Source organism: Nonomuraea sp. NPDC049607, assembly GCF_040675375.1.
GTDB lineage: Bacteria > Actinomycetota > Actinomycetes > Streptosporangiales > Streptosporangiaceae > Nonomuraea.
Genome location: NZ_JBFAOV010000006.1, coordinates 39,552 through 62,649, shown reverse-complemented (window position 1 = coordinate 62,649; position 23,098 = coordinate 39,552). Strand labels below are relative to the sequence as shown.

The window sequence follows — 23,098 nt, the reverse complement described above, 5'->3', positions numbered from 1 at the left end:
GCAAAGTAGGACGAATGGCAGCCGGTGTCGGCCTGCTCGCGGCGGTGTGCGTGCCGGAGCGGGCCGTCGCCGTCCCGGCGCGGCCCCCGCTCCCGGCCCCGGTCGGGGTTCCGGCTGCGGCGCCGGTGCTGAACCTGGTGCTGGACGGCGGCCGGTTCGCGCTCCGCGACGCCTTCGCGATCCTGGCGGGCCGTCCGGTGCTCGCGCGGGTGTCGGACGCCGCGCGGGCCCGGATGGCCCAGTCGCGGACGGGGGCGCTGGCGGCCCTGAGCGGCCAGCGGGTGTACGGCTGGAACCAGGCGCTCGGCCCGTTGAAGGACCGGCCGCTCTCGCCGGATGAGGCCGAGCAGTTCCAGCGCAACGTGCTGCGCTCGCACGCGGCGGGCGTCGGCCCGGCGTTCCCGGACGACGTGGTCAGGCTGGCCCTGGTCCTCAAGGCCAACCAGCTGGCCAGGGGGAAGACGGGCGTCCGGCCGGAGGTTCCGCAGCGGTTGTTGTCCCTGGTGAACGCCGGGGTCGTGCCGGTGATGCCGCAGATCGGCTCGCTCGGCACCGGCGACCTGCAGCCGCAGGCGGCGGCCGGGCTGGCCGCGCTGGGCGAGGACGCGCCGGTGCGCTACCGGGGCGAGGTGGGGCCGGCCTCGGCGATGTTGCCACGGGCCGGGCTGCCCGCGAGCTTCACCTTCGAGGCCGGGGAGGCGCTGCCGATCGTCAGCGGGAGCACGGTGGTGGCGGCCACGCTGCTGCACGCCGTGCACCGGGCCACGATGCTCGCCGACCAGGCCGAAGGGGCCTTCGCGCTGTTCATGGAGGCGACCAGGGCCGAGCGCGGCTCGCTGGACGCGCGGACGCACCGCGAGCGGCACATCCCGGAGGAGGACGCGATCGCGACGCGGCTGCGGGCCATGGTGGCGGGCTCGGGGTGGATGACCGAGGAGGGCCGCAGGCGGCTCGACCCGGCCGGTTACACCCCGCGCGTGCAGGACGCGGTGTCCGTGCGCGCGGCCCCGCACATCATGGCCGGGCTGCGGCAGGTGCTCGCCGCCACCCGCCGGACGCTGGCCCGCGAGGCCAACTCCTCGACCTCCAACCCGCTGGTCTTCCGGCGCGAGCGCGGCCCCGGCTACGAGTTCGTGATGGGCGGCAACTGGGACGGCTCGATCATGGGCCACCTCGCCGACAGCCTGAACGCCGAGATCACCGACCTCGGCGTCCTGTCCCAGGAGCTGTCGGGACGCCTGCTGTCGCCCCGCTGGAGCTACGGCCTGCCGGCGAACCTGGCCGGCGGCAGCGTGGGCCTGAACTCCGGGATGGTCCAGGCCCAGTCGGTGGCCGCGGCGGTGGTCCCCGAGATGCAGGTCAGGGCCCACCCCGCGGGCACGTTGTCGCGTCCGGTCAAGGACGGCCAGGAGGACCACAACACGATGGCGATGGCCTCGGTCCGCGACCTGCACGAGAACCTCGACCGCCTGGAGATCGTGCTGGCGGTGCAGTACCTGATGGCGGCGCAGGGCATCGACCTGATCGCGGCCCGGATGACCGGCCTGCCGCTCGGGACGGTGACCCGCGCCCTGCGCGACGAGCTCAGGCAGTACGTCGCGCCGCTGGGCGACGACCGCTACCTGACCCCCGACCTGCAGCGGACGATCTCGCTGGTGCACGAGGGCCGGCTCACCCCGTACCCCGCTCGCTGACGCCGCCTACGGCCGCCTGTACGCGGACGGGCGGCCCGCCGGGGTGGGCCTGCGGGACGTGACGTACGTGCCGCGGTTGACCGCGTCGCGAGCCGTGCCGCGGGCGGCCGTGTCACGGGCGGACACGTCCTGGGCCGCGGGCGCGCCCTGGGCCACGGTGGCGTCCTGGGCCGTCGTGGCTTCCTGGGCCGTCGTGGCGTCGTCGGTCCTGACGGTGGTCACCAGGATCGGCTCGATCTCCTCCAGGTAGCCGTTCGCCAGCAGCCAGCTCACCGGAACCTCGTCGCTGGTCTGCGGGGCCTCCGGAATGTACCTGCTGACCACGTGGTACTGCGTGCCGCCGCCCTGCTGCTCGAACGCGGGCGCCGCCGGGCCCACCTCGACGCGGAACGACTTGAGCACCCGGAACGCGTGGTAATTGCACAGGTGCTGCGGATCCTGCGGATTGGTGTTCAGGTTGCGGGGTGGCAGTGCGCGCTTGATGAACTGGTCGCCCAACGGCGACAGGAACGCTCCGGTGTACCCGCCGAAACGGTCGAGCCTCATGCCGATCTGCAGAAACGTCGTCTTGAGCAGGAGTCTTCCGTTGGGGTAATTACCGGAACGGGCGAATCCGGAGTCGGGCGGGAATCGGTAATTGCCCGTGGCGTAGTCCCAGTAGCGCGAGAGGAAGTGCTGCGGGTTGAGGCCGCCCAGCGGCACGTAGTCACGCAGCAGGGCGCCGAGGTAGCCGGTCCTGGGCAGGATCGTCGGCCCCAGGTCCGGGTCGCCGGTCACGTACGGAGGCCCGCAGACCAGCCCGCCGATCTCCGCGCTTCCCGTGCCGGGAGGAGGCGCGGGCTGGGCGGCCACCGGCCGGATGAGCGGGGCGGTTTGCCGAGGTGTGCTGTCGGCATGCGCGGGCACGCCACCCAGGGCGTCGGCCACCAGGGAGATCGCGGCGGCCAGGACGGCGCTTCGTCGAAGATATCGCATGACTTTTCCCGTTGATTCGTGCGGAAGAAGCGAATGAAGAGAGATCACGAGCGATTCAGTGACACCCACGACGGCGGCCTGGACGCTATGTCCGGATATTCATCAATAATGTCCGCGCGTGCGTAAGTCAGGTGTCGAATACGTTGATCGACAGCTACATTCCCCATCGTCGCCCATATCGCATCTTCGGCATCGCCAGAGAAGAGCAAAGAGTGCAGCCACGAAAGCGGCTATTCTCGCCAAAGGCGAAATATCCCCGAATGACGCGCTACGCGAGCTTCGCCGCGCCGGGCCGACCCCGACACCCCTTCGCCGCTCCGGGCCCGATCAGCCCTTCGCCGGAGGCGCGGCGGGCAGCAGGCGTATCGCGTCCAGGGCCAGGGCGAGGTCCACGATGTCGCGCGGCCGGGTGAGCGAGCGCCCGGTGAGCTGCTCGATCCTGCGGACCCGGTTGATGATCGTGTTGCGGTGGCAGAAGAGCCGCCCGGCGGCCCTGGCGGCCGAGCCGTCGCAGGCGAGCCACGTCTCCAGGGTGCTCAGCAGCGTGTCGCGGTCGGCCGGGTCGAGCGCGAGCAGCCGCCCGAGCGCGCCGTCGACGAGATGACGGGCGACGCCGGGCTGGCCGATCATCAGCACGGCCGGCACCCGCTCGTCCAGGCGGGCGATCTCGGGGCCGCCGTCGGCGCAGGTGCGCATGGCGAGGGAGGCCAGCTCGTGCGCGGTGCCCAGCTCGTCCAGGCCGGTGACGACGGGGCTGACGCCGGCGACGCCGCTGACGATCAGGCTCAGCTCCTGGCACAGGTCGTCCAGGGTGGCCCGGCCGAGCGCGACGACGGCGACCTCGTGCCCGGTGCGCATGCGCCACAGCAGCCGCAGCGCGCCCAGGGTCGCCGGCAGCCGGACGTCGTCGTGGTGCCGCCCGCCGGGGAAGCGCACGGTGACGACGGCGTAGCGGGCGCGTTCGGGCAGGTCGAGGGAGTCGGCGGCGGCGCGGACGACCCCCGCGTCGGCGGCGCCGTCGAGCAGGGCGTCCAGCAGCGCGTTGACGCGTTCCTTGCTGCGGCCGAGGATCTCCTGCTCGCGCCTGCCGTAGACGTCGCAGGCCACCAGCGACTGCCGGTCGATCGCGTGCCAGACGTGGCCGGCGGCGCGGACCAGGACGTCGAGGCGGTCGGGCCGCTCGCGTTCCATGTGGTCCACGATCGCCGACCAGGTGACCTGGCCGGCCAGGCGGTACATGCGCAGCAGCGACTCCAGCGGGAGCCCCTGCTCGGCCCGGCGCTGGGCCATCGCCCGGGTGAAGACCAGGTCGCGCCGCTCGGACGGCTCCTGGAGGATCGCGGTCAGCCCCAGGCGCACGCCTTCGAGGGTGCTCTTCCAGTGCTCGTCGTAGGGGACGCAGGCGCTGTAGACGTCGTCGCCGCCGCGCGTCCTGGCGACCAGCTCGCCGGTCAGCTCGGGCAGGCGTTCGAGCAGTGCCCTGGCTGCGGTGCGTAACGTCTGGCGGACGTCCTCGTCCACGACCGTAGGGGGACGCATTCCCCCGAGGCTGCCACCGGCCGCCGTACCAGAACAAGGCTCTGTAGCGTTTTGTGACCTCGCGTTGTGCGGCTGCACAACGGGCCCCCGGCCGCGGTGGGCAGGGAGCCCGACTTCGCCGCCGACTCTGGACGGCGGCCCCGGACGCCGGTTTGGGTGGGCCGCCATGGGGTCCTGTGAGGAAGACGAATGGCCGAGCTGAGGGTGGACGGTCTCGTGGTGGACTACGGTCCCGTCCGCGCCCTGGACGGCGTGTCACTGAGCGTGCCGTCCGGGGCGGTGGTGGCCGTGCTGGGCGCGAACGGCGCCGGGAAGTCGACGCTGCTGCGGGCGGTCTCGGGCACGCTGCGGTTCCACCGGGGCCGGATCGCCGCGGGCGGCGTCACCGTGGCCGGGACGCGCGTGGACGGGCAGGCGGCCTCGGCCGTGGTGCGGCGCGGCGTCACGCACGTGCCCGAGGGCCGCCGGGTGTTCGCCCGCATGACGGTGGAGGAGAACCTGCGGGCCGGCGGGCTGGGCACGCCGCGCGCGGCCGCCGCGCGGGCCAGGGAGCGGGTGCGCGAGCTGTTCCCCGTGCTGGCCGAGCGGGCGCACCAGCGCGCCGGGCTGCTGTCCGGCGGCGAGCAGCAGCTGCTGGCCATCGGCCGGGCGCTGATGGCCGCGCCGTCGGTGCTGCTGCTGGACGAGCCGACGCTCGGCCTGGCTCCCCGGGCGGCCGCCACGATCGCCGCCACGATCCGGGCGATCAACGCCGCCGGCACCTCGATCCTGCTCGTCGAGCAGAACGCCGCCACGGCCCTGGCGCTGGCCTCCCACGCGTACGTGCTGGAGGTCGGCGCGGTCGCGCTGGAGGGACCGGCGGCCGAGCTGGCCCGCGGCGACGAGGTGCGCCGCCGCTACCTGGGCGTGGACGACGCGGCCCCGGTGGCGCGGACCAGGGCCGGGCTGTCGAGGTGGTCCGCGTGACCCCCACATACCAACCGGATGGTATGCCCGCTCTGGAGGTGAGCGGCGTGACCGTGCGCTTCGCCGGCCTGACGGCGCTGGACGGCGTCGGCTTCACGGTCGCGCCCGGCACCGTGCACGCGCTCATCGGCCCGAACGGCGCGGGCAAGTCCACCTGCTTCAACGTGCTGTCCGGCGTCTGCCGGGCGGCCTCCGGCAGCGTCAGGTTCGGCGGGAGCGAGCTGACCGCGCTGCGCCCGCACCGGATCGCCGCGCTCGGCGTGGCCCGCACGTTCCAGAACCTCGCGCTCTCCCCCGGCCGGCCGGTGCGGGACAACCTGCTGCTGGGCCGCCACCGGCTCACCCGGGCCGGGTTCGTCTCGGCCGGGCTCGGCCTGCCGGGCGCGCGCCGCGAGCAGCGCGCCCACGCGGCCAGGGTCGCCGAGATCGCCGCGTTCGCCGGCCTGGCCCCGGTGCTGGACACGCCGGTCGGGCTGCTCCCGTACGGGGTGCAGAAGCGGGTCGAGCTGGCCAGGGCCCTGGCCATGGAACCGCGCCTGCTCCTGCTGGACGAGCCGGTCGCCGGGATGAACGGCGGCGAGCGGCTGGAGATGGCCGAGCTGATCGGGTCGGTACGGGAGAGCCTGGGCATCTCCGTCCTCCTGGTCGAGCACGACATGGGCCTGGTCATGCGGCTGGCCGACCGGGTGACCGTCCTGGACTTCGGCCGCCGCATCGCCGACGGGCCGCCCGCCGAGGTGCGGGACGACCCGGCGGTCGTCGGCGCGTACCTGGGCGTGGAGGAGACGCGGTGATCACCTTTGTGGAGCTGCTGGTCAACGGGCTGTCCCTCGGGGCCGTCTACGCGCTGATCGCGCTCGGCTTCGTCGTCATCTTCAAGGCCACCGAGGTGGTGAACTTCGCGCACGCCTCGCTGCTGCTGGCCGGCGGGTACGTGGTGGCCCGGCTGCACCCCCACCTCGGCTTCTGGCCCGCGCTGCTGGCCGGGGTCGCGGCGGCGGCGGTCCTCGGGGCGCTGGTGGAGTTCCTGGTCATCCGCCGCTCGAAGGCGGGTTCGCACAGCGTGCTGGCCATCGTCACCATCGGCGTGGACATCGTGCTCACCACCGAGCTCACCCGGCGGATCGGCGCCGAGGTGCTGGCGATGGGCGACCCGTGGGGGTCGCGGGTGCTGCGCCTCGGGGCGGTCACGGTCGCCGAGACCAGGGTCGTCGCGCTGGCCGTGGCGGGAGTGCTGATCACGGCGTTCCTGCTGGCGTTCAAGTACACCGGGTGGGGGGTGGCGATGCGGGCCACCGCCGAGGACCCCGAGACGGCCGCGCTCATGGGCGTGCGGCTCGGCCGGGTCTCGGTCGGCGCGTGGGCCGTGGCCGGGGCGCTGGCGGCGGTGGCCGCGCTGTTCCTGTGCGTCTTCCCGACGCCCGGCCTGGACCGCGGCACCTCGGTGGCCGCGCTGAAGGCCTTCCCCGCCGCGATACTCGGCGGCCTGGACTCCACCACGGGCGCCCTGGCCGGCGGCCTGATCGTCGGCGTCACCGAGGCCCTGACCACCGGCTACCAGAACGACCTGGCCTTCCTCGGCCGCGGGATCGGCGACGTGGCGCCGTTCCTCGTCATGGTCGTCGTGCTGCTGCTGCGGCCCGCCGGGCTGTTCGGGACGAGGGAGCGGGCCCGTGTCTAGGACCGTCGTGTCACTGGCCGCCCTGGCCGCCTTCGTCGCCGTGCCCTTCTACCTGGAGGGATTCTGGCTGCAGGCGGGGCTGTTCGCCATGGCGGCCGCGATCGGCGCGATCGGCGTCAACCTGCTGACCGGGGCGACCGGGCAGCTGTCCATGGGCCACGCGTTCTTCCTGGCCGTGGGCGCCTACGCGTACGTGTACCTGGCCGCCGAGCCCACCGCGTCGCTGGGCGGCCTGGGCCTGCCGCCGCTGCCGTCCGCCGTGCTGGCGGTGGCGCTGGCGGGGGTCGCCGGCGGGCTGTTCAGCCCGATCGCCGGGCGGCTCAAGGGCGCCTATCTGGGCATCGCCACGCTGGCGCTCATCTTCGGCGGGCAGCACCTGCTGTTCAACGCCGGGCCGGTCACGGGCGGGTTCAACGGGCGGCCCGTGCCGGCGATGGAGGTCTTCGGGTTCGCCTTCGCCGACGGGCCCGAGCTGGTCGTCCTGGACGTGCCGTTCGGCGCGCTGGAGCGGCTGTGGTTCCTGGGCGGCCTGGCGCTGCTGGGGGCGGCGCTGTTCGCCCGCGGCGTGCTGCGCGGACGGCCGGGCCGGGCGCTGAACACGATCCGCGACCACGAGATCGCGGCCGGGGTGATGGGGGTGCCCGTCACCCGCTACCGGGCCGGCGTGTTCGTGCTGTCGTCCATGTACGGCGGCCTGGCCGGCGTGCTGCTGGCCCTGGTCTTCCAGCGGACCGTGCCGGACCACTTCGGCATGCTGCTCTCCCTCGACTACCTGGCGATGATCGTCATCGGCGGCCTGGGCTCGGTGGGCGGCGCGGTGCTCGGCGCCGTCTTCGTCTCCCTGCTGCCGCAACTGCTCACCCGTTACGGCGACGCCATCCCCCTGGTGTCCCCTCCCGGCTCCGGCGGCGGCCTGTCCCCCGCCGAGGCCGCCCGCATCCTGTACGGCGCCGCCGTCGTCGCCGTCGTCCTCTTCCTCCCCGGCGGCCTGCTCGGCCTGCCGCGCGCCCTGCGCCGCGGATCACCGGGCCGCCCGTCGACGTCCCCGGAACCGTCCCCCGAGACCAGGAGCTCACATGTCACGTAACCGAACGGCCGTCCTGGCCGCGCTGCTGGCGCTGGGGCTGGCGGCCACCGCGTGTGGCAGCGGCAAGGCCACCGGCGGCGGCCAGGCGTCCACCGCCGCCGGCGGCGACGGCGTCAGGACCGGCCCCGGCGTCACCGCCGACACCATCACCCTCAGCCTGCTCACTGACCTGACCGGCCCGTACGCCTCGCTCGGCAAGAGCCTCACCCAGGCGCAGCAGCTCTACTTCGAGCAGGTCAACCAGGGCGGCGGCGTCTGCGGCAGGAAGATCGAGACCATCGTCCGCGACCACGGCTACGACGCGCAGAAGGCGATGGCCGCCTACGCCGAGGTCGCGCCGAAGACGGCCGCCATCCCGCAGTTCATCGGCTCGCCGATGGTCACCGCGCTCAAGGACAGGATCACCGCCGACAAGATCCTCACCCTGCCCATGGCGTGGGCCACCGGCCTGCTCGGCAGCGAGGCCATCCAGGTCACCGGCACCACCTACGACGTGGACATGATCAACGCCGTCGACTTCCTGGTGAAGGAGAAGGGCGTCAAGGCCGGGGACCGCATCGGCCACCTGTACTTCGAGGGCGACTACGGCGAGAGCGCGCTGGCCGGGTCCAAGTACGCCGCCGGCGAGCTGGGGCTCACGCTGGTCGAGCAGAAGATCAAGGCGACCGACCAGGACATGACCGCGCAGGTGGCGGCGTTCAGGAAGGCGGGCGTCGAAGCCGTGCTGGTGTCGGTCGGCCCGCGCCAGACGGCCTCGCTGGTCGGCGTGGCCCTGGCCGCCGGGATGGACGTGCCGTTCGTGGGCAGCAACTCGGCCTACAGCCCGCAGCTCCTGGCCACCCCGGCCGCCCCGGCGCTGCTGAAGGACTTCTTCTACGTGACCGCGGGCGCCCCGATCAGCGCGCCCCTGCCGGCCTACGCCAAGCTCATCGCCGACTACCGGGCCAAGTACGCCGGCCAGCCCCTGGACAGCGGCGTCGCGGCCGGCTGGACCGCGGCGGTCATCGTCGGCGACGCGCTGCGCAAGGCGTGCCAGGCCAAGGACCTCAGCCGGGCGGGCATCGTGGCGGCCCACCGGTCGCAGAAGTCGTGGGAGGCCGGGCTGGGCGGCACGCCGATGGACTTCAGCGTCTTCGACCGGCCCGCCTCGCGCGCCTCCTACGTCGTCAAGCCCGACAGCAAGGCGGTGGGCGGCGCCGTCGTCCTGAAGGAGGCGGCGGTGTCGGAACCGGCCGGGAAGTACACCGTGCCGACGGCCGGCTGACCGGGGCCGGCGGGCTCACCGCCCCTCGTCGGTGAGCCGCACCGGGCGGGGGGCGGCCAGCAGGCGGCGGTAGACCGCCTCGTAGGCCGCGGCCATCGCCTCCACGCCGAAGTGCCGCTCGACGTGGTCGCGGCAGGCCCGCGGGTCGAGCCGCCCGGCCGCCTCGATCGCCGCGGGCAGCTCGGCCGCCTCCCGCAGCACGAACCCCGTCACGCCGTCCACGACGATCTCCGGCACCGCACCCCGGCCGATGGCGACGACGGGCGTGCCGCAGGCCATGGCCTCGATCACCACCATCCCGAACGGCTCCTCCCACTGGATGGGGAAGACCATGCAGCGGGCGGCGGCCAGCAGCTCGCGCTTGCGCTCGGCGTCGGCCTCGCCCACGTAGGAGACGCCGGGGCCCAGCCGGGGCCGTACGTGCTCGTCGAAGTAGTCCCGCTCGCACGGCTCGGTGAGCTTGCCCGCCAGCACGATGGGACGGCCCGCCGCGCGGGCGGCGTCGATGGCCAGGTCCGGCCCCTTGCTGTGGCTGAACCGGCCCAGCCACAACACCCAGTCCTCCTTGTGCTCCCGGAAGGGGAAGGAGGCGGCGTCGAGCGCGTTGTGCACGGTGGCGACCCAGTTGAGGTCGGGCGCGTCGGCGCGCTGGGCGTCGGAGACCGCGATCAGGTTGACGTGCTCGCCGAGCGCCCGGTACACCTCGCCCAGCTCGCCGCCGGCCGGGCCGTGGCAGGTGACCACGGTCGGGGTCGCCCGGCCGAGCGCGGTGAGCGGCCCGGCCAGCGAGTGGTCGTGCACGATGTCGGCGGGCAGCCCTTCGAGCGCCCGCCAGGCGTGGGCGGCGTGCAGCACCTCGGGCAGCGACTCGCCGATCCGCTGCGAGGGCGCCTCGGGGTAGGTGGCCAGGAACTTGGCCGGGACCGCCGTGCTGCCCGAGCCGATCAGCGTCACCTCGTGGCCGCGTGCGGACAGGCCCGTGATCAGGTCGGCGAGCATCTGCTCGATCCCGCCGTAGGCCCGTGGCGGCACCTCCTCCCAGGGTGGGGCGACCATCACGATGCGCAGCGCGCCTGCCCAGTCGTCCTCGGAATCCGTCATCCCGGCACCTCCCCGTGTCGATCCGGTCGTCACAGCGCCGTGTCATCGCGCCGGCAGCTCGTGTGCTCCGCGGCCGGAGCCGCAGGGGCCGCTGATCGGGCGGCGCGGTTCGGTGACCAGCTCGACGCCGTCGGGCAGGCCGGACACCATCGGCGTGCCGCCGTCGCCCCTGACGCGGATGCCGACCCTGGAGCCCCCCACCGGCATGCCCTTGATCGTCACGTCCCCGAACCCCTCGGGCAGCGCCGGGACCAGCCACAACTTGCCGTACGGCACCCCCGGGTCCAGCCGCAGCAACGTGCGCACGAGCTGGATGGGCGCGGCGGCGGCCCACGCCTGCGGCGAGCACGACGTCGGGTACGGCACCGGCCGCCGGTACTCCTCCTTGCCGAACCCGCAGAACAGCTCCGGCAGCCGCCCGCCGAAGGAGTGCGCGGCCTCCAGCAACCCGACGGCGACGCGCTGGGCCTCCTCGACGTGGCCGTAACGCATCAGCCCGGCGGCGACGATCGCGCTGTCGTGCGGCCACACCGAGCCGTTGTGGTAGCTCATCGGGTTGTAGGCCCCCATGGACGAGGCCAGCGTGCGCACCCCGAACCCGGTGAACATCTCGGGCGAGAGCAGGTGGCGGGCCACCTGCTGCGCCTTGTCCTCGTCGGCGATGCCGGCCCACAGGCAGTGGCCCATGTTGGAGCCCAGGCCGTCGATGGGCCGGCCGCGCCCGTCCAGGCCCATGGCGTAGTAGCCGGGGCCGGGCAGCCAGAACCGCTCGTTGAACGCCTCCCTGATCGCCTGCGCCCGCTGCGCGTAGCGCCGCTCGCCGGCCTCGTCGCCCTGCTGGCAGGCGAAGCGGGCGCGGGCCAGGTAGGCGGCGTAGACGTAGCCCTGCACCTCGGCCAGGGCGATCGGCGGGCGGGCGATGGTGCCGTCGGCGAAGTTGACGCCGTCGAAGGAGTCCTTCCAGCCCTGGTTGACCAGGCCGCGGTCGGTCTTGCGCTGGTACCAGACGAAGCCGTCGCGGCTGCCGTACTGCTCGATCCAGTCGAGCGCGGCGTCGGCGTGCGGCAGCAGTTCGTCGACCGCCTCGCCGTGCACGCCCCAGCGGCGCAGCTCGCCGAGGAGCATGACGAACAGCGGGGTGGCGTCCACCGAGCCGTAGTAGGCCCGTCCCCCGTACGGCGAGGAGCCGTCGTGGACGCCGAAGCGCAGCTCGTGCATGATCTTGCCGGGCTCCTCCTCCGACAGCGGGTCTACCTTCTCGCCCTGGAGCCGGGCCAGCCTGCGCAGGGTGCCGAGCGCGAGCGTCTGGTCCAGCGGCAGCGCCATCCAGGAGGTCAGCAGCGAGTCGCGGCCGAACAGCGTCATGAACCAGGGCGCGCCCGCGGCGATGGCGGGCGGCTCGTCGGGGTGGTCGCGGTCGAACAGGCGCAGGCTGCCCAGGTCCTGGCGCGAGCGGTCGAGCGCCTCGACGAGGCCGGCGTTCGTGCTCTCCAGGGTGGGGGTGCTGGCGGTCCACTCGGCCAGGCGGCGGGCCGGCTCGGCGTTGTGGGCGGGACGGGCGACGGGGAACCAGGCCGAGGTCTCCTCGCCGTCGTGGATCGGCGTCACGAGCACGGTGGCGTGCCATTCGCCGCGGGCGGGGACCACGATGTCGAAGGTGAGCAGCCCCTGCGCGGTGACGACCGGCGTGCCGGCCGGCTCGACGGCGATCTTGGCGCCGCGGGCCCGGCTCGACGAGTGGATCTCGATGCCGTGCTCGCCGGGGTTCACCTCGACGTCGTCGGCGGGCCAGATGCGTTCGGACTTCACCTCGAACAGGTCGGCCAGGTCGGCGCCGGCCTGCACGCACACGACGCAGCCCGCGGCCTCCTCGGACATGTTGCGCAGCGTGAGGTCCTCGCGCAGCCCGACGCCGACGAAGCGGTCGCGCACCACGAGCAGCGTGCTCTCCGCCCACCCGGGACGCGGCCTGGCCTTGCCGAGGAATGTGGCGTGGTACGGCTCGCCCATGATCACTTGCAGCGGTTCGACGGGATGGTCGTCCACCCGCAGCATCCAGCGGGACAGCAGCCGGGTGTCGGAGTGATAGACGCCCTGCGCGCCGCCGGGGACGATGTCACCGCAGTGCTGGGACACGCAGAACGAGGCGCCCTCCACGAGCGTGACCGTGTCCCCCAGCGCGCCGGGTTGTCCCTCGAAGGTCCATGCGTTCACCGACGAGCCCCCCCCCAGTCCTTCCCCCGGCCCCGTGGCCTGCGGGGGCAGGTCCCCGCACGTCAGGAGTGCTATCCGGGGGAAGAATGGGGAATCCCATGGCTGTCTAGATTCTTAACACTTCATCCCGATATTTCGGGATTCAGGGGGTTTTCGGCCAGGGAGGGTGGTCCCTCCCTGGCCGGGGGCTCAGGCCGCGGCCTTGGCGGTGATCGCCACGCTCGCCTGGCGGGTGACCCCGCTGACGGTGACGGCGACCGTCACCTGTCCGGCCCGCAGGGCCGTGATCGTGCCCGCGTCCGGGTCGAGCACCGCCACGTGCCACGGCTTGGCCGTCTGACGGGTGCCGACGTGCAGGTTGGGCGAGCCCGACCAGGAGACCGAGACCGGGTAGGCGGCCGGCACGGTCCGGTCGTCCTGCCGGATCGCCGCCGTGACCGGCGCGGGCGCGCCGACCGCGAGGGTCGCGGGCGCGGTGAGCGTCAGCTCGTCCACGTGCGGCCGCACCTGCGTGCCGATCCAGCCGGGCGCGTCGATGAACCAGTTGCGCCGTACGTGCTCGGCCTCGGCGGGCGTCACGGGGTCCACGCCCCACAGCGACCAGCCGGTGAAGCCTCCGTCGTCGGGGGCGGTGGCCGGGTTCTTGCCGGAGTTGCCGTTGACGAAGTACGGCACCGCGTCCACGCGCGAGGCGTTGAACGTGCCCACGTGCCCACCGATGTAGGCCGCGCCCTTGCCGGTGTCGCGCTGGAAGTCGGCCAGCCAGCCCTCGACCAGCGCGGCCTCCTTCCGGTCGCCGAGCTGGCTGCCCTTGCCCGGCGTCGGGTCGCGCGGCGGCACGTGGAACAGCACGGTGACCGACCCGACGGAGGCGTCCTTGGCCGCCTTGTCGAGCTCGGAGCGGAGCATCGCCACCTGGTCGTAGTCGCCGCCACGCAGGTTCAGGCGGGAGGTGTCCAGGGTGATGAAGCGGGTGCCCTTGTGGTCGAACGTGCCGTACGTGTCGCCGAAGACGGCCTTGAAGTTGTCGATCTTGCCGCCCATGACCTCATGGTTGCCGGGGATGTAGCGATATTTCAGCTCTCCTCCCAGCTCCTCGTCGAGGATCTTCTTCGCCAGCGCGAAGTCCTCCGGCGACGCCTCGTCCACCAGGTCGCCGTTGATCAGCAGGAAGTCGGGCTTGGCGGCCTTGATCTCCTTGAGCGTGCGGCGGGCGTTCCTGACGATGTCGCTGTCGGGGTTCCGGGCCACGAACTGGGCGTCCGACATGACCGCGAACCGCCATGGCGCCTTGGCCACGTCCGCCTTGACGACGGGGTCGGCGACCTTGGGCACGGCCGGCGCGGTGATCGACGGCGACACCTTGGCCACCAGGCCGTCGATCAGGATGTCGTTGCCGTACTTGGCGTCGGCCCTGGTCTCGGCCACGTAGAAGCGCCGGAGCTTGAGCGGGTAGTTGACCCCGGCGGGCACCGGGAACTCGACGTACTGCCAGCCGGTCCACGTCATGTACGGCCCACGCAGGATCTGCGACTGGCCGAGCGCGTCGTAGAACTCCAGGCTGGGCCACTCCCCCTTGCCGGTGGAGTTGATCCACAAGCCGAACGCCTGCGGCTGCCCGTCCACCACGATCTGCTGCGGCGGGCTGGCGTAGGCGGCCCGGGTGGCGGTCGAGGTGGTGAAGTCGTAGGACAGCTTGAGCCCACCGCCGCTCTGGCCGGGCGCGGCCGACAGCGAGCCGGTGGCGCGGGCGGCGGCGAAGGTCCACTTGGCCGCGTCCTCGAAGTCGGCGACCGGCTTGGACTCGAAGCCGACCGTCACCGGGACGGCCGTGGTGATCTTCCCGACCTTGGCGGTGATCAGCCCGGAGCCGGTGGCCTGCCGGGCCTTGACGGTGAAGTACCCGTGCTCGGCCGGGGTGACCTCGAACAGGTTCCGGTCGTAGTCGAGGGTGAGGTCGTCCGGCTCGATGGGCGCGGAGTTGCCGTTGTGGTCGTAGCCGACGACGCCGAAGGCGGCGCTGCCGTCCGCGCCCGAGATGCCGAGCCGGTCGGCCGTCGCGCCGAGCCGCTGCAACGGCTGGAGCACGGTCAGGCCGATCGTGCCCTTCGCGCCGCCGCGCGAGGCGGTGACGGTGGTCTGGCCGGGCACCAGAGCGTGGAACCTGCCGTTCCTGATCACGCCGTGCACGGCCGGGTTGGCCCGCCACGACGGCGTGCCGGCCGCGGGCCCGTACGTCTCGTCGTAGCCGGCGGCGGTCAGCCGCCTGGTGAGGCCGGGGAAGACGCGGTCGGGACGGCCGCCCGCGACGGGCCCGACGCCGGGCGCCTTGGCCGGGTCGCTCGCGGTCTCCAGCCAGAAGCCCTTGAGCTTGCCGCTGCCCTCGGGCGCGTACAGCGCCAGGCCGTTGGGCACGTGGCGCTCGCCGCCGTCGGAGGGGCTGTTCTCCACCTGCACCTCGGCCGAGCCGGGCTCGCGCGCCAGCAGGGTGGAGGAGCCGCCGCCGTCGAGGTTGAGCGCGTTGGCCGCCCCCAGGTCCACCATCATGGCGGCCAGCTCGTTGAGCGTGACGCCGCGGCTGTCGGCCTGGCGGCCGTCCACGGTCAGCAGGTACATCTTCCTGCCGTCGGCGGAGAAGCCCACGGCGGTGCGCGGGTGCGCGGCCGGGTCGGTGCTGTTCTGCACGACGCCGTCCTTGACCAGGACGTAGTTACCGCCGACGGCCGCCTTGACGGCGGAGCCGTCCGACGCCTTCGGCTGGTACTTCACGTCCACCCGGTCGCCGGCCTTCAGAGCCGACAGGGCGGCGGCGCCGGCGTCCCGGCCGAGCAGGATCGTGGTCCCGGCGGGGATGGGCCCGCTGCCGGCGGCGGCGCGCACCTCGGTGACGACGCCGTCCACCAGCACGACCTCGGCGACCGTGGCGGCGCCCTCGACGGCGCGGGCCCGGTTGTAGGAGCCCCACAGCGGCGTGAACAGGCCCACGCCGCCGTTCTGCACCATCTGGTTGAACTGGGTGAGCGCGATCGGCGCGGCGCCGGAGGGCGTGGCGGTGCCCTCGAAGTACATCTTGAGCACCCGCCCGACGCCGTCGCCGGTGACGGCGACCGCGTTGTCGTGCCCCGCGACCGGCGACTGGACCAGCGTGCCGTCCTGCACGCCGATGCCCTGGGCGGCGCCGGAGTTGTTGATGTCGAAGAAGTCGCCGTTGACCGCCGCCACCGCGCGGGAGCGCCCGGCGGGGCCGGACAGCGGCTCGGTCCTGGTCACCTCGCCGGAGAAGACGTAGTCGGCCTTGGGCCCGCCCTTGCCGCCGCCGAGGTCGGCGGTCAGCGCGTCGGCGCGCAGCCAGCCCAGCGCGTCATAGGTGTCGAACGAGGTCAGCGAGAGGCCCGGCGCGACCGGCCGGGTCCTCTTGGCCGTCTCCAGCCGGGGCTGCCCTGCGGCGGCCTGGCTGATCAGCGTGGAGGGCGGCGGGTAGGAGGACGCCGTCAGCGCGTCCTCGGCGGGCGTGGTCGGGTCGGCCTGCGCGGGCGCGCTCAGGGCCACCGGCCCTAAAACGAGCGCGGCGGCGGCCAGGAAACGGAGGGTCTGCACGACCGAACTCAATCGCTCGTGGATATAAGTTTCAAGACTTGAGAGTGAACTAAAAGAAAATTTCAGATCTTGTCGCGTCCCCGGCCACGCCGGACGATGGGACGCGTGGATCGACAGGCGCTCTACCGCGACCCGTACCCGCTCTACGCCCGTGCCCGCGCCGCCCCCGGGCTTACCTTCGCCGAGGAGCTGGACGCCTGGCTGGTGGCCCGGCACGACGACGTGCGCGAGGTGCTGTCCAGGCCGGACGACTTCTCCTCCAAGGGCGCCCTGCGGCCGGACGTGATCCCGAGCCCGCGGGCGTTCGCCGAGCTGGCCGGGGTGCCGGGCGGCGCGCCCGTGGTGCTGAGCACGGACGGCGAGGCGCACCAGCGTTACCGCAGGCCGCTCACCCGCGGCCTGTCGCCCGCCCGGGTGGCCGCCGCGCTGCCGTTCGTCACCGCCACGGCCGCCGAACTGGTCGCCGGGCTCGTCAAGACGGGTGGAGGCGAGTGGATGTCCCGCTACGCCAGGCCGCTGCCCGCCGCCGTGATCGGCCACCTGCTGGGCCTGGACCCGGCCGATGTGCCGACCGCGATCAGGGGCGGCTTCCGGGCCGAGGAGCTGCTGTTCACCCCGATGCCCGAGGAGCGGCAGATCGCCGCCGCCCGCGAGGTGGCCGCGCTGCGGCGCCTGCTGGCCGCCCACGCCGGCCGCTCAGCCGAGGCCGCCGACCTGACCGGCGAGGTGGTGCGCGGCCTGGCGCCCGGCCCCGGGGAGCCGACGGCCGCCCAGCGCGACGAGATCGCCTCCAACGTCGAGAACGTCATGCTCGCCGGACATCTCACCACGACCGCGCTGCTCGGCTCGGTCGTGCACCGCCTGCTGCGCGACCGCCGCCAGTGGGAGCTGCTGTGCGCCGCCCCGGCCGAGCTGATCCCGGCCGCGATCGAGGAGGCCGCCCGGTACGAGGCGCCCGTCCAGGGCTTCCGCCGCCGTGTCACCAGGCCGCTCACCCTGGCCGGCACGCCTTTGGAGGAGGGCGCAACGGTGTTCGTCTCGTTCGCCTCGGCGGGCCGCGACGAGGCGGCGTACGAGCGGCCCGACGTCTTCGACATCACCCGTCCGCGCGCCCGTCACCTGGCGTTCGGTCACGGCGTGCACGGCTGCCCCGGCGCGTTCCTGGCCCGCGAGCAGCTCCGGGTGACGCTGGAGCTGCTGGTGGCGGAGCTGCCCGGCCTCCGGCTGGCCCGCGAGGACGTGGTGATGGCCGCCACGCTCATCCACCGCGCGCCCGAGGAACTCCATCTGACCTGGTGAGCCGGGCAAGGGTCTCCTCGTAGGCGGGGTCGAGCCAGTAGTCGGAGTGCCAGCGCGCCTCGGGCAGCGGCTCACCCGGCCCCGGCTGGAGCGGGTCCCAGCAGAACCGGTCGACGGTCTCCTCACCCTCGCCCGCCGGACGGGGGCCGAACGGGTCGACCCGGCGGAAGACGGGCCCGCCGATGGGATCGCTCAGCCGGTAGAGGTTCCGCCAGCGGACGGCGTCGCGCATCGCCGACAGGCCGGGGGTGCCGAAGTAGGCGGGGAAGAAGGCGGCGTACAGGCGGCGCAGCGGCGAGCCGTGGGTGAGCAGCCGGACCCGGGGCCGCAGCTCGGGCCGCACCTGGAGCACGAGCGCGGCGGTGAGCACGCTGCCCTGGCTGTGCCCGGACAGCACGACCTCGTCGTCGGCCGTCCTGGTCAGGATCTTGACGCGGGCCAGCAGCTCGGGGATCACCCGCTCGGTGTAGCAGGGCGGCGCGAGCGGGTGGATGGCCCGGGGCCAGAAGGTCGAGACGTCCCAGAGGATGCCGACCGTGCGCCGCAGCCGCGTGTCGCTGTACGTGCGGCGGCCCAGCAGGACCAGGCCCACGACGATCGCCGTCATGGCCCAGCTCCCGACCGAGGCCAGCAGTCCGGCCAGCCCGCCCACCGGGGCGAACAGGTGGAACCGGTAGATCACGGTCACCGCGGCGGACCCGGCCACGCCGAGGCCGGTGAGCACGGCCAGCACGAGCCCGGCGCGGTCGGTGAGCGAGGCCAGCGCCCACTTGCCCGCCACGTCACGGTCATAGGCGCCGTAGTAGGGGGTCAGCTTGGGCGTGAGCGCGGCGGCGGCGGACCCGCGGACCATCCACAGCTCGGCCGCCACGGCGACGAACCCGATCACCAGCAGCGGCACGAGCGCGGCCGTCCACCAGACCGGGTCGTCGAGGTAGAGCCTGCGGTCGACCGGACCGGGCTCGGCGACGGAGGCCGGCACGCCGAAGAAGGTGGCGGTCCAGAACAGCAGGCCGAGGGCGAGCACGTTCGCGCTGCCGGCCGCCACCATCAGCGTGAACCAGGCCGCCACGCCGCACAGCGCCCGCCGCTCGATCGGGTCGCCGGTCTCGGCCGGCCGGTCCATGCGGGCCAGGACGATCGACGCCACCAGGATGAACAGCCCGAGCCCGAGCGTCAGCCCGAACTGGAACGCTCCCACGCCGATGCCGGGAAGCTGCCGCCCCGGCAGCGCGGGCGACATCCCGGTGAGGGCGGCGGCGATCGTGGCCACGAAGGTCAGCGGCCCGGCCACCCGCAGCACCCGGCACGCGCCGGTGAGCCAGGACGGGACCGCCTCCCCCGGGGCCAGCCGCCTGGCGATCCCGGGCAACGCCGCCAGCACGGCGGCGGCGACCTGGACGGCGACGTTGGCCAGCGTCAGCGCCAGCCCCCGCGGGTCGCCCACGAACGGCGCCGACACCGCCAGGCTCACCGAACCCAGCGCGAAGGCGACGTGCACGGCCCGCAGCCGCCACACGGGCGCGCCGCCGTGCCACAGCCGCGGCCGGGCCAGCAGCGGCCCCGGACGCGAGCCGCCGCCGGGCGGGACCCCGGTCTGCTCGTCGCGCTCCCAGGTGCGCCGCGCCAGCCACCACAGCAGCACGACCACCGCGAACGGCGCCAGCGCGGCGACGGCCAGCCGCCGCGACGGCTCGGCCCCCCACAGCTCGCTCATCCAGTGGACCCAGGCCGGCGCGCTCTCGCGGGCGCAGGCCCGGCCGGCCGCGGTGCACTGCCAGCCGATGAGATCGACGCTCGCCCGGGTGACGGCGCCGACGAGGGTGCCGGTGAGCAGCAGCGCGAACAGCCGCTGCGCCGCCTCGGCCACGTGCCGCAGGCGGGCGCCGGCCGGCGGCCTCGGCAGCATGAAGTAGGACAGGTTGGCCAGGGAGAAGGGCAGCAGGAGCAGCCAGAGGGCGATGGTCCGGCCGCCCGAGGTGAGGCCGCCCCAGGCGTAGGCCTCGCGGTGGCGGATGCCGGGCAGGTCGTCCTGGTCGCCGTCGGGCCGGCCGCCCGGCCACCAGCGGCGGTAGAAGCCGGTGGTGGCGTCGCCGGCGATCTGGCGGGGGTGGGGGTGGTTGAGGATGCTCGCCGGCGGGGTGCCGGAGACGCCGTGCACACGTAGTTCGGTAATGCCTCCGCAGGTGGGGTCCAGGAATCCGTCCATGAGATCAGGATCACGCAAAGTCACCGATTACGCAAAGTAATGGAATGGTCACTCGAATGGGATGCCGCTCCGGCCCTCTCCTTCCGGCCAGAGCCCAGTGGGGAAAGCCGCATTTCCCCACGAAAACGCCTTGCCGGGCGTACATCTGAAGCCAGGGCACTGTGCGGGTGAAGCGAGGCATGATGACGACGATGCTGCCGCCGCAGAATTCTTCGGGGCCGAACGAGCAGATCCGCACCGCGCGGATCAACGGCTGGTACACCGTGCTCGCGGCGGCGCTGGCGGCCGTGGTGACGTTCGTGGGCACGGTCGCCTACCAGGAGGCCGCCAAGGAGCGGCAGGGGTGCGCCGCGACTCCGAGCCGCGACAACTGCGACAAGAAGTACGCGAGCGCCACCGGCTGCGAGAAGGACGCGATCACCGTTCCCGGTGGCACCGCCGTCCGGACGGTTCCCGCCGGACGGATGGTTCTGGAGCTTCGCTGGAGCCGTACCTGCCAGACGTTGTGGGCCCGGGCGCAGCCGCAGAACGACGTCTTCTTCCTCCAGCCCTGGATAGAGCCCGACAGGAAGGACGCCACCCGCTTCTTCGCCGCGGGTGAGCGCACCCGGGGATGGCTGGAGTCGCCGATGGCCTTCATCCCGGGAGGGAACGTCGCCGCCAAGGCGTGCTCGTTCGCGGGGCGCGGCCGGCCGGACGCCCAATACGCGTGCACGGCCATGCTGATGCCGGACGGCACCGACGTCACCGAGAGCTAGGCCGCACCGGGGCGATGTCCGGCCGTCCGGCGCGGCGTCCTGGCGTGGGCCGCCCGCGGACGGGCACCATGATCTACGTGACCGCGGACGGCGACGGCGAGGCGCGGGCCCACTGGATCGACAGGGAGACGGTCGCCTGGACGGTGGATCCGTCGCTGACGCACGCGCTGGCCTGCGCCCCCGACGGCGGCATCGCCTGCCGTGACGGCCGCCTGACCGGCCACACCCTGACCATCCCGCTCACCCCGGGCACACTGGACGACGAGCGGCGGCGGGCCTGGCCGCACCTGGCCGACCGCGCCGCGCTCAAGCTGCCGTCCGCGGACGTCGGGCTGGTGAGGGAGGCCCTGCGCGGCCAGGTCCTGGCCGTGGCCCGCGACGGGTCCGGCGCGGTGGCCGCCGCGACCGGCGTGCAGCTCCCGGGCGTGCTCGACGACGTCTACGCCGCAGCCACGCGGGCCCGGCTCGGGCCGTCGGGACGGCTGCTGCCCCGGCTGGCACTCTGGGCGCCCACCGCCCGGCGGGTGGAGCTGGCGCTCGGCGGCCGGGTCCACGCGATGCGGCTGGACGAGGAGACCGGCGTGTGGTCGATCCGCGGCCTGCCCACCTGGTACGGCAGGGACTACACCTATCTCGTCACCGTCTACTCCCCCGCCGCGGGCCGCGTCGTCACCCGCGAGGTCACCGACCCCTACAGCCTGGCCGCCGCGCCCGACGGCGTGCGCAGCAGGCTGGTCAGCCTGGACGACCCCGCGCTCAAGCCGCCCGGCTGGGACCGGCTGGCCAAGCCCGAGCCGGTCCCGCTGGACCGCGCGGTCGTCTACGAGCTGCACGTCCGCGACTTCTCCGCCTCCGACGCGACCGTGCCGGAGGAGCTGCGCGGCACGTACGCGGCCTTCTGCCGGGACGGCGACGGCATGCGCGAGCTGCGCGCGCTGGCCGCGGACGGGCTCACCCACGTGCACCTGCTGCCGGTGTTCGACCTGGCCACGATTCCCGAGCGCCGCGCGGACAGGACCGAGCCGGAGCACGACCTCGCCGCCCTGCCGCCCGACTCCGAACGGCAGCAGGAGATCGTGGCGCTCACCGCGGACCGCGACTCCTTCAACTGGGGCTACGACCCGCTGCACTACACCGTCCCGGAGGGCTCGTACGCGACCGACCCGGACGAGCGGATCAGGGAGTTCCGCGCCATGGTCGCCGCGCTGAACGAGGCCGGCCTGCGCGTGGTCATGGACGTGGTCTACAACCACACCCACTCGGCGGACGTGCTGGACCCGATCGTCCCCGGCTACTACCACCGCCTGCTGGAGGACGGTTCCCTGGCCACCTCCACCTGCTGCGCCAACACCGCGCCCGAGCACGCCATGATGGGCCGGCTCGTGGTCGACTCGGTGCGCACCTGGGCCAGGCAGTACAAGGTGGACGGCTTCCGCTTCGACCTCATGGGCCACCACCCGAAGGCCAACATCCTGGCCGTGCGCGCCGCCCTCGACGCGCTCACCCCCGAGCGCGACGGCGTGGACGGCCGCTCGATCATCCTGTACGGCGAGGGCTGGAGCTTCGGCGAGGTGGCCGGCGACGCCAGGTTCGAGCAGGCCACGCAGGCCAACATGGCCGGCACCGGCATCGGCACGTTCGACGACCGGCTGCGGGACGCGGTGCGCGGCGGCAGCCCGTTCGACGCCGACCCGCGGGTGCAGGGGTTCGGCTCCGGCCTGGCCGGCGCGCCCAACGGCGCCGCGGCCAACGGCCCGGAGGAGCAGCAGCGTGAACGCCTGCGCCACTGCACCGACCTGGTCATGCTCGGCCTGGCCGGCGGCCTGCGCGACTACGTGCTGCCCTCGGGCCGCAAGGGCTCGGAGGTCGTCCACAACGGCGGTCCCGCCGGTTACGCCGCCCGCCCGGACGACGTCGTGACGTACGTGGACGCGCACGACAACGAGACGCTGTTCGACGCGCTGGCCTACAAGCTGCCGGCGGGCACGCCGATGGCCGACCGGGTGCGCATGCAGGTGTTGTCGCTGGCCACGGTGCTGCTGGGGCAGGGGGCGGCGTTCGTGCACGCGGGCAGCGAGCGTTTGCGCTCGAAGTCGCTGGACCGCAACTCCTACGACTCCGGCGACTGGTTCAACCGGCTGCTGTGGGACTGCTCGGCGGGCAACGGGTTCGGCGCGGGCCTGCCGCCGAGGGCGGACAACGAGGCCGCCTGGCCGTACGCCCGGCCGCTGCTGGCCGACCCCGCGCTGCGTCCTGGCTGCGCGGCGATCGGGGCGGCGCGGGCGGCGTTCGGGGAGCTGCTGCGGATCAGGGCCTCGACCCCGGCGTTCGCGCTCGGGACGGCGGAGGAGGTGCGGCGGCGGCTGTCGTTCCCGGCCTGCGACGAGGGCGTGATCGTGATGCGCGTGGACACCGCGGGGCTGGACCCGCGCTGGGACGCGGTCATCGTGGTGCTCAACGCCACCCCCTCACCCGGTACGCGGGCGGTGGCGGCCCCGCCCGGCCGCCGGGTGGCGCTGCATCCCGTTCAGGCCGCCTCGGCGGACGAGGTGGTCAGGCGGTCGTCGTACGACCCGGCGGGCGGCACGCTGACGGTTCCGGCCCGCACAGCAGCCGTTTTCGTAATAAGTGCCGAAAATCCCTCTTAAATCGAATTTCTGGTGCCATAACCGTGAATAGCGGTTGAGGAATGATCGCCTCGCCTGGGGGAACCA

15 protein-coding genes are annotated in these 23,098 nt (G+C 73.6%); 9 read left to right on the top strand and 6 right to left on the bottom strand.

Annotated elements, in window-relative coordinates; all coding sequences use genetic code 11:
* Nucleotides 1–14: 14 nt before the first annotated feature.
* Nucleotides 15–1,694 (top strand): aromatic amino acid ammonia-lyase, encoded by a 1,680-nt coding sequence (locus AB0J97_RS14095; protein ID WP_364088163.1) that lies wholly within the window; start codon nt 15–17, stop codon nt 1,692–1,694.
* A 6-nt stretch (nt 1,695–1,700) separates the two neighbouring features.
* Here AB0J97_RS14095 and AB0J97_RS14090 read toward each other — a convergent pair whose 3' ends face one another.
* A complete protein-coding gene (locus AB0J97_RS14090) occupies nt 1,701–2,669 on the bottom strand; it encodes a TNT domain-containing protein (protein ID WP_364088161.1) in 969 nt (322 codons plus the stop codon).
* 327 nt (nt 2,670–2,996) lie between these two features.
* Entirely contained in the window at nt 2,997–4,208 is a 1,212-nt protein-coding gene (locus AB0J97_RS14085; RefSeq protein WP_364088159.1) for a helix-turn-helix domain-containing protein, read from the bottom strand.
* Between the two features lie 189 nt (nt 4,209–4,397).
* On the opposite strand from AB0J97_RS14085, the gene AB0J97_RS14080 reads away from it, so the two are divergent.
* Genes AB0J97_RS14080 through AB0J97_RS14060 form a run of 5 tightly spaced genes read left to right on the top strand, consistent with a single transcriptional unit; the run spans nt 4,398 to nt 9,206 of the window.
* Nucleotides 4,398–5,174: an ABC transporter ATP-binding protein gene (locus AB0J97_RS14080; RefSeq protein WP_364088157.1), complete on the top strand. Its 777-nt coding sequence runs from the start codon at nt 4,398–4,400 to the stop codon at nt 5,172–5,174.
* A gap of 23 nt (nt 5,175–5,197) precedes the next feature.
* On the top strand, nt 5,198–5,968 hold the full coding sequence (locus AB0J97_RS14075; protein WP_364088155.1) for an ABC transporter ATP-binding protein: 771 nt from the start codon (nt 5,198–5,200) through the stop codon (nt 5,966–5,968).
* The gene (locus AB0J97_RS14070) at nt 5,965–6,855 is read left to right on the top strand and encodes a branched-chain amino acid ABC transporter permease (protein ID WP_364088153.1); all 891 of its coding nucleotides are present in this window, start codon (nt 5,965–5,967) and stop codon (nt 6,853–6,855) included. Before AB0J97_RS14075 ends, AB0J97_RS14070 begins: the two co-directional genes overlap by 4 nt.
* A complete protein-coding gene (locus tag AB0J97_RS14065; protein WP_364088151.1) occupies nt 6,848–7,942 on the top strand; it encodes a branched-chain amino acid ABC transporter permease in 1,095 nt (364 codons plus the stop codon). Before AB0J97_RS14070 ends, AB0J97_RS14065 begins: the two co-directional genes overlap by 8 nt.
* Nucleotides 7,932–9,206 carry an ABC transporter substrate-binding protein gene (locus tag AB0J97_RS14060; RefSeq protein WP_364088149.1) on the top strand — a complete coding sequence of 425 codons (1,275 nt, stop codon included), beginning with the start codon at nt 7,932–7,934 and terminating at the stop codon, nt 9,204–9,206. Before AB0J97_RS14065 ends, AB0J97_RS14060 begins: the two co-directional genes overlap by 11 nt.
* A gap of 15 nt (nt 9,207–9,221) precedes the next feature.
* Here AB0J97_RS14060 and AB0J97_RS14055 read toward each other — a convergent pair whose 3' ends face one another.
* From AB0J97_RS14055 to AB0J97_RS14045, 3 genes are all read right to left on the bottom strand, one after another.
* Nucleotides 9,222–10,307: a glycosyltransferase family 4 protein gene (locus tag AB0J97_RS14055; RefSeq protein ID WP_364088147.1), complete on the bottom strand. Its 1,086-nt coding sequence runs from the start codon at nt 10,305–10,307 to the stop codon at nt 9,222–9,224.
* Between the two features lie 42 nt (nt 10,308–10,349).
* The gene (locus AB0J97_RS14050) at nt 10,350–12,521 is read right to left on the bottom strand and encodes a glycogen debranching N-terminal domain-containing protein (protein WP_364088145.1); all 2,172 of its coding nucleotides are present in this window, start codon (nt 12,519–12,521) and stop codon (nt 10,350–10,352) included.
* A gap of 189 nt (nt 12,522–12,710) precedes the next feature.
* Nucleotides 12,711–16,118: a phosphodiester glycosidase family protein gene (locus AB0J97_RS14045; RefSeq protein WP_364088143.1), complete on the bottom strand. Its 3,408-nt coding sequence runs from the start codon at nt 16,116–16,118 to the stop codon at nt 12,711–12,713.
* Nucleotides 16,119–16,223: 105 nt separating this feature from the next.
* On the opposite strand from AB0J97_RS14045, the gene AB0J97_RS14040 reads away from it, so the two are divergent.
* A complete protein-coding gene (locus AB0J97_RS14040; RefSeq protein WP_364088141.1) occupies nt 16,224–17,417 on the top strand; it encodes a cytochrome P450 in 1,194 nt (397 codons plus the stop codon).
* On the opposite strand, the gene AB0J97_RS14035 is transcribed toward AB0J97_RS14040, so the two are convergent.
* Nucleotides 17,377–19,626: a hypothetical protein gene (locus tag AB0J97_RS14035; RefSeq protein WP_364088139.1), complete on the bottom strand. Its 2,250-nt coding sequence runs from the start codon at nt 19,624–19,626 to the stop codon at nt 17,377–17,379. The genes AB0J97_RS14040 and AB0J97_RS14035 overlap by 41 nt on opposite strands.
* 179 nt (nt 19,627–19,805) lie before the next feature.
* On the opposite strand from AB0J97_RS14035, the gene AB0J97_RS14030 reads away from it, so the two are divergent.
* Together AB0J97_RS14030 and pulA are read left to right on the top strand one after the other, a co-directional pair.
* Complete coding sequence (locus AB0J97_RS14030) at nt 19,806–20,384, top strand: DUF2690 domain-containing protein (RefSeq protein ID WP_364088137.1); 579 nt, start codon at nt 19,806–19,808, stop codon at nt 20,382–20,384.
* A gap of 68 nt (nt 20,385–20,452) precedes the next feature.
* Nucleotides 20,453–23,032 carry a pullulanase-type alpha-1,6-glucosidase gene (pulA, locus tag AB0J97_RS14025; RefSeq protein ID WP_364088135.1) on the top strand — a complete coding sequence of 860 codons (2,580 nt, stop codon included), beginning with the start codon at nt 20,453–20,455 and terminating at the stop codon, nt 23,030–23,032.
* Nucleotides 23,033–23,098 lie beyond the last annotated feature (66 nt).

Excerpts from the sequence above, each read along its gene's own strand:
- AB0J97_RS14095 (WP_364088163.1), top strand. The coding sequence starts at position 15 with ATGGCAGCCGGTGTCGGCCTGCTCGCGGCGGTGTGCGTGCCGGAGCGG.
- AB0J97_RS14090 (WP_364088161.1), bottom strand. The coding sequence starts at position 2,669 with ATGCGATATCTTCGACGAAGCGCCGTCCTGGCCGCCGCGATCTCCCTG.
- AB0J97_RS14085 (WP_364088159.1), bottom strand. The coding sequence starts at position 4,208 with ATGCGTCCCCCTACGGTCGTGGACGAGGACGTCCGCCAGACGTTACGC.
- AB0J97_RS14080 (WP_364088157.1), top strand. The coding sequence starts at position 4,398 with ATGGCCGAGCTGAGGGTGGACGGTCTCGTGGTGGACTACGGTCCCGTC.
- AB0J97_RS14075 (WP_364088155.1), top strand. The coding sequence starts at position 5,198 with ATGCCCGCTCTGGAGGTGAGCGGCGTGACCGTGCGCTTCGCCGGCCTG.
- AB0J97_RS14060 (WP_364088149.1), top strand. The coding sequence starts at position 7,932 with ATGTCACGTAACCGAACGGCCGTCCTGGCCGCGCTGCTGGCGCTGGGG.
- AB0J97_RS14055 (WP_364088147.1), bottom strand. The coding sequence starts at position 10,307 with ATGACGGATTCCGAGGACGACTGGGCAGGCGCGCTGCGCATCGTGATG.
- AB0J97_RS14035 (WP_364088139.1), bottom strand. The coding sequence starts at position 19,626 with ATGGACGGATTCCTGGACCCCACCTGCGGAGGCATTACCGAACTACGT.
- AB0J97_RS14030 (WP_364088137.1), top strand. The coding sequence starts at position 19,806 with ATGATGACGACGATGCTGCCGCCGCAGAATTCTTCGGGGCCGAACGAG.
- pulA (WP_364088135.1), top strand. The coding sequence starts at position 20,453 with ATGATCTACGTGACCGCGGACGGCGACGGCGAGGCGCGGGCCCACTGG.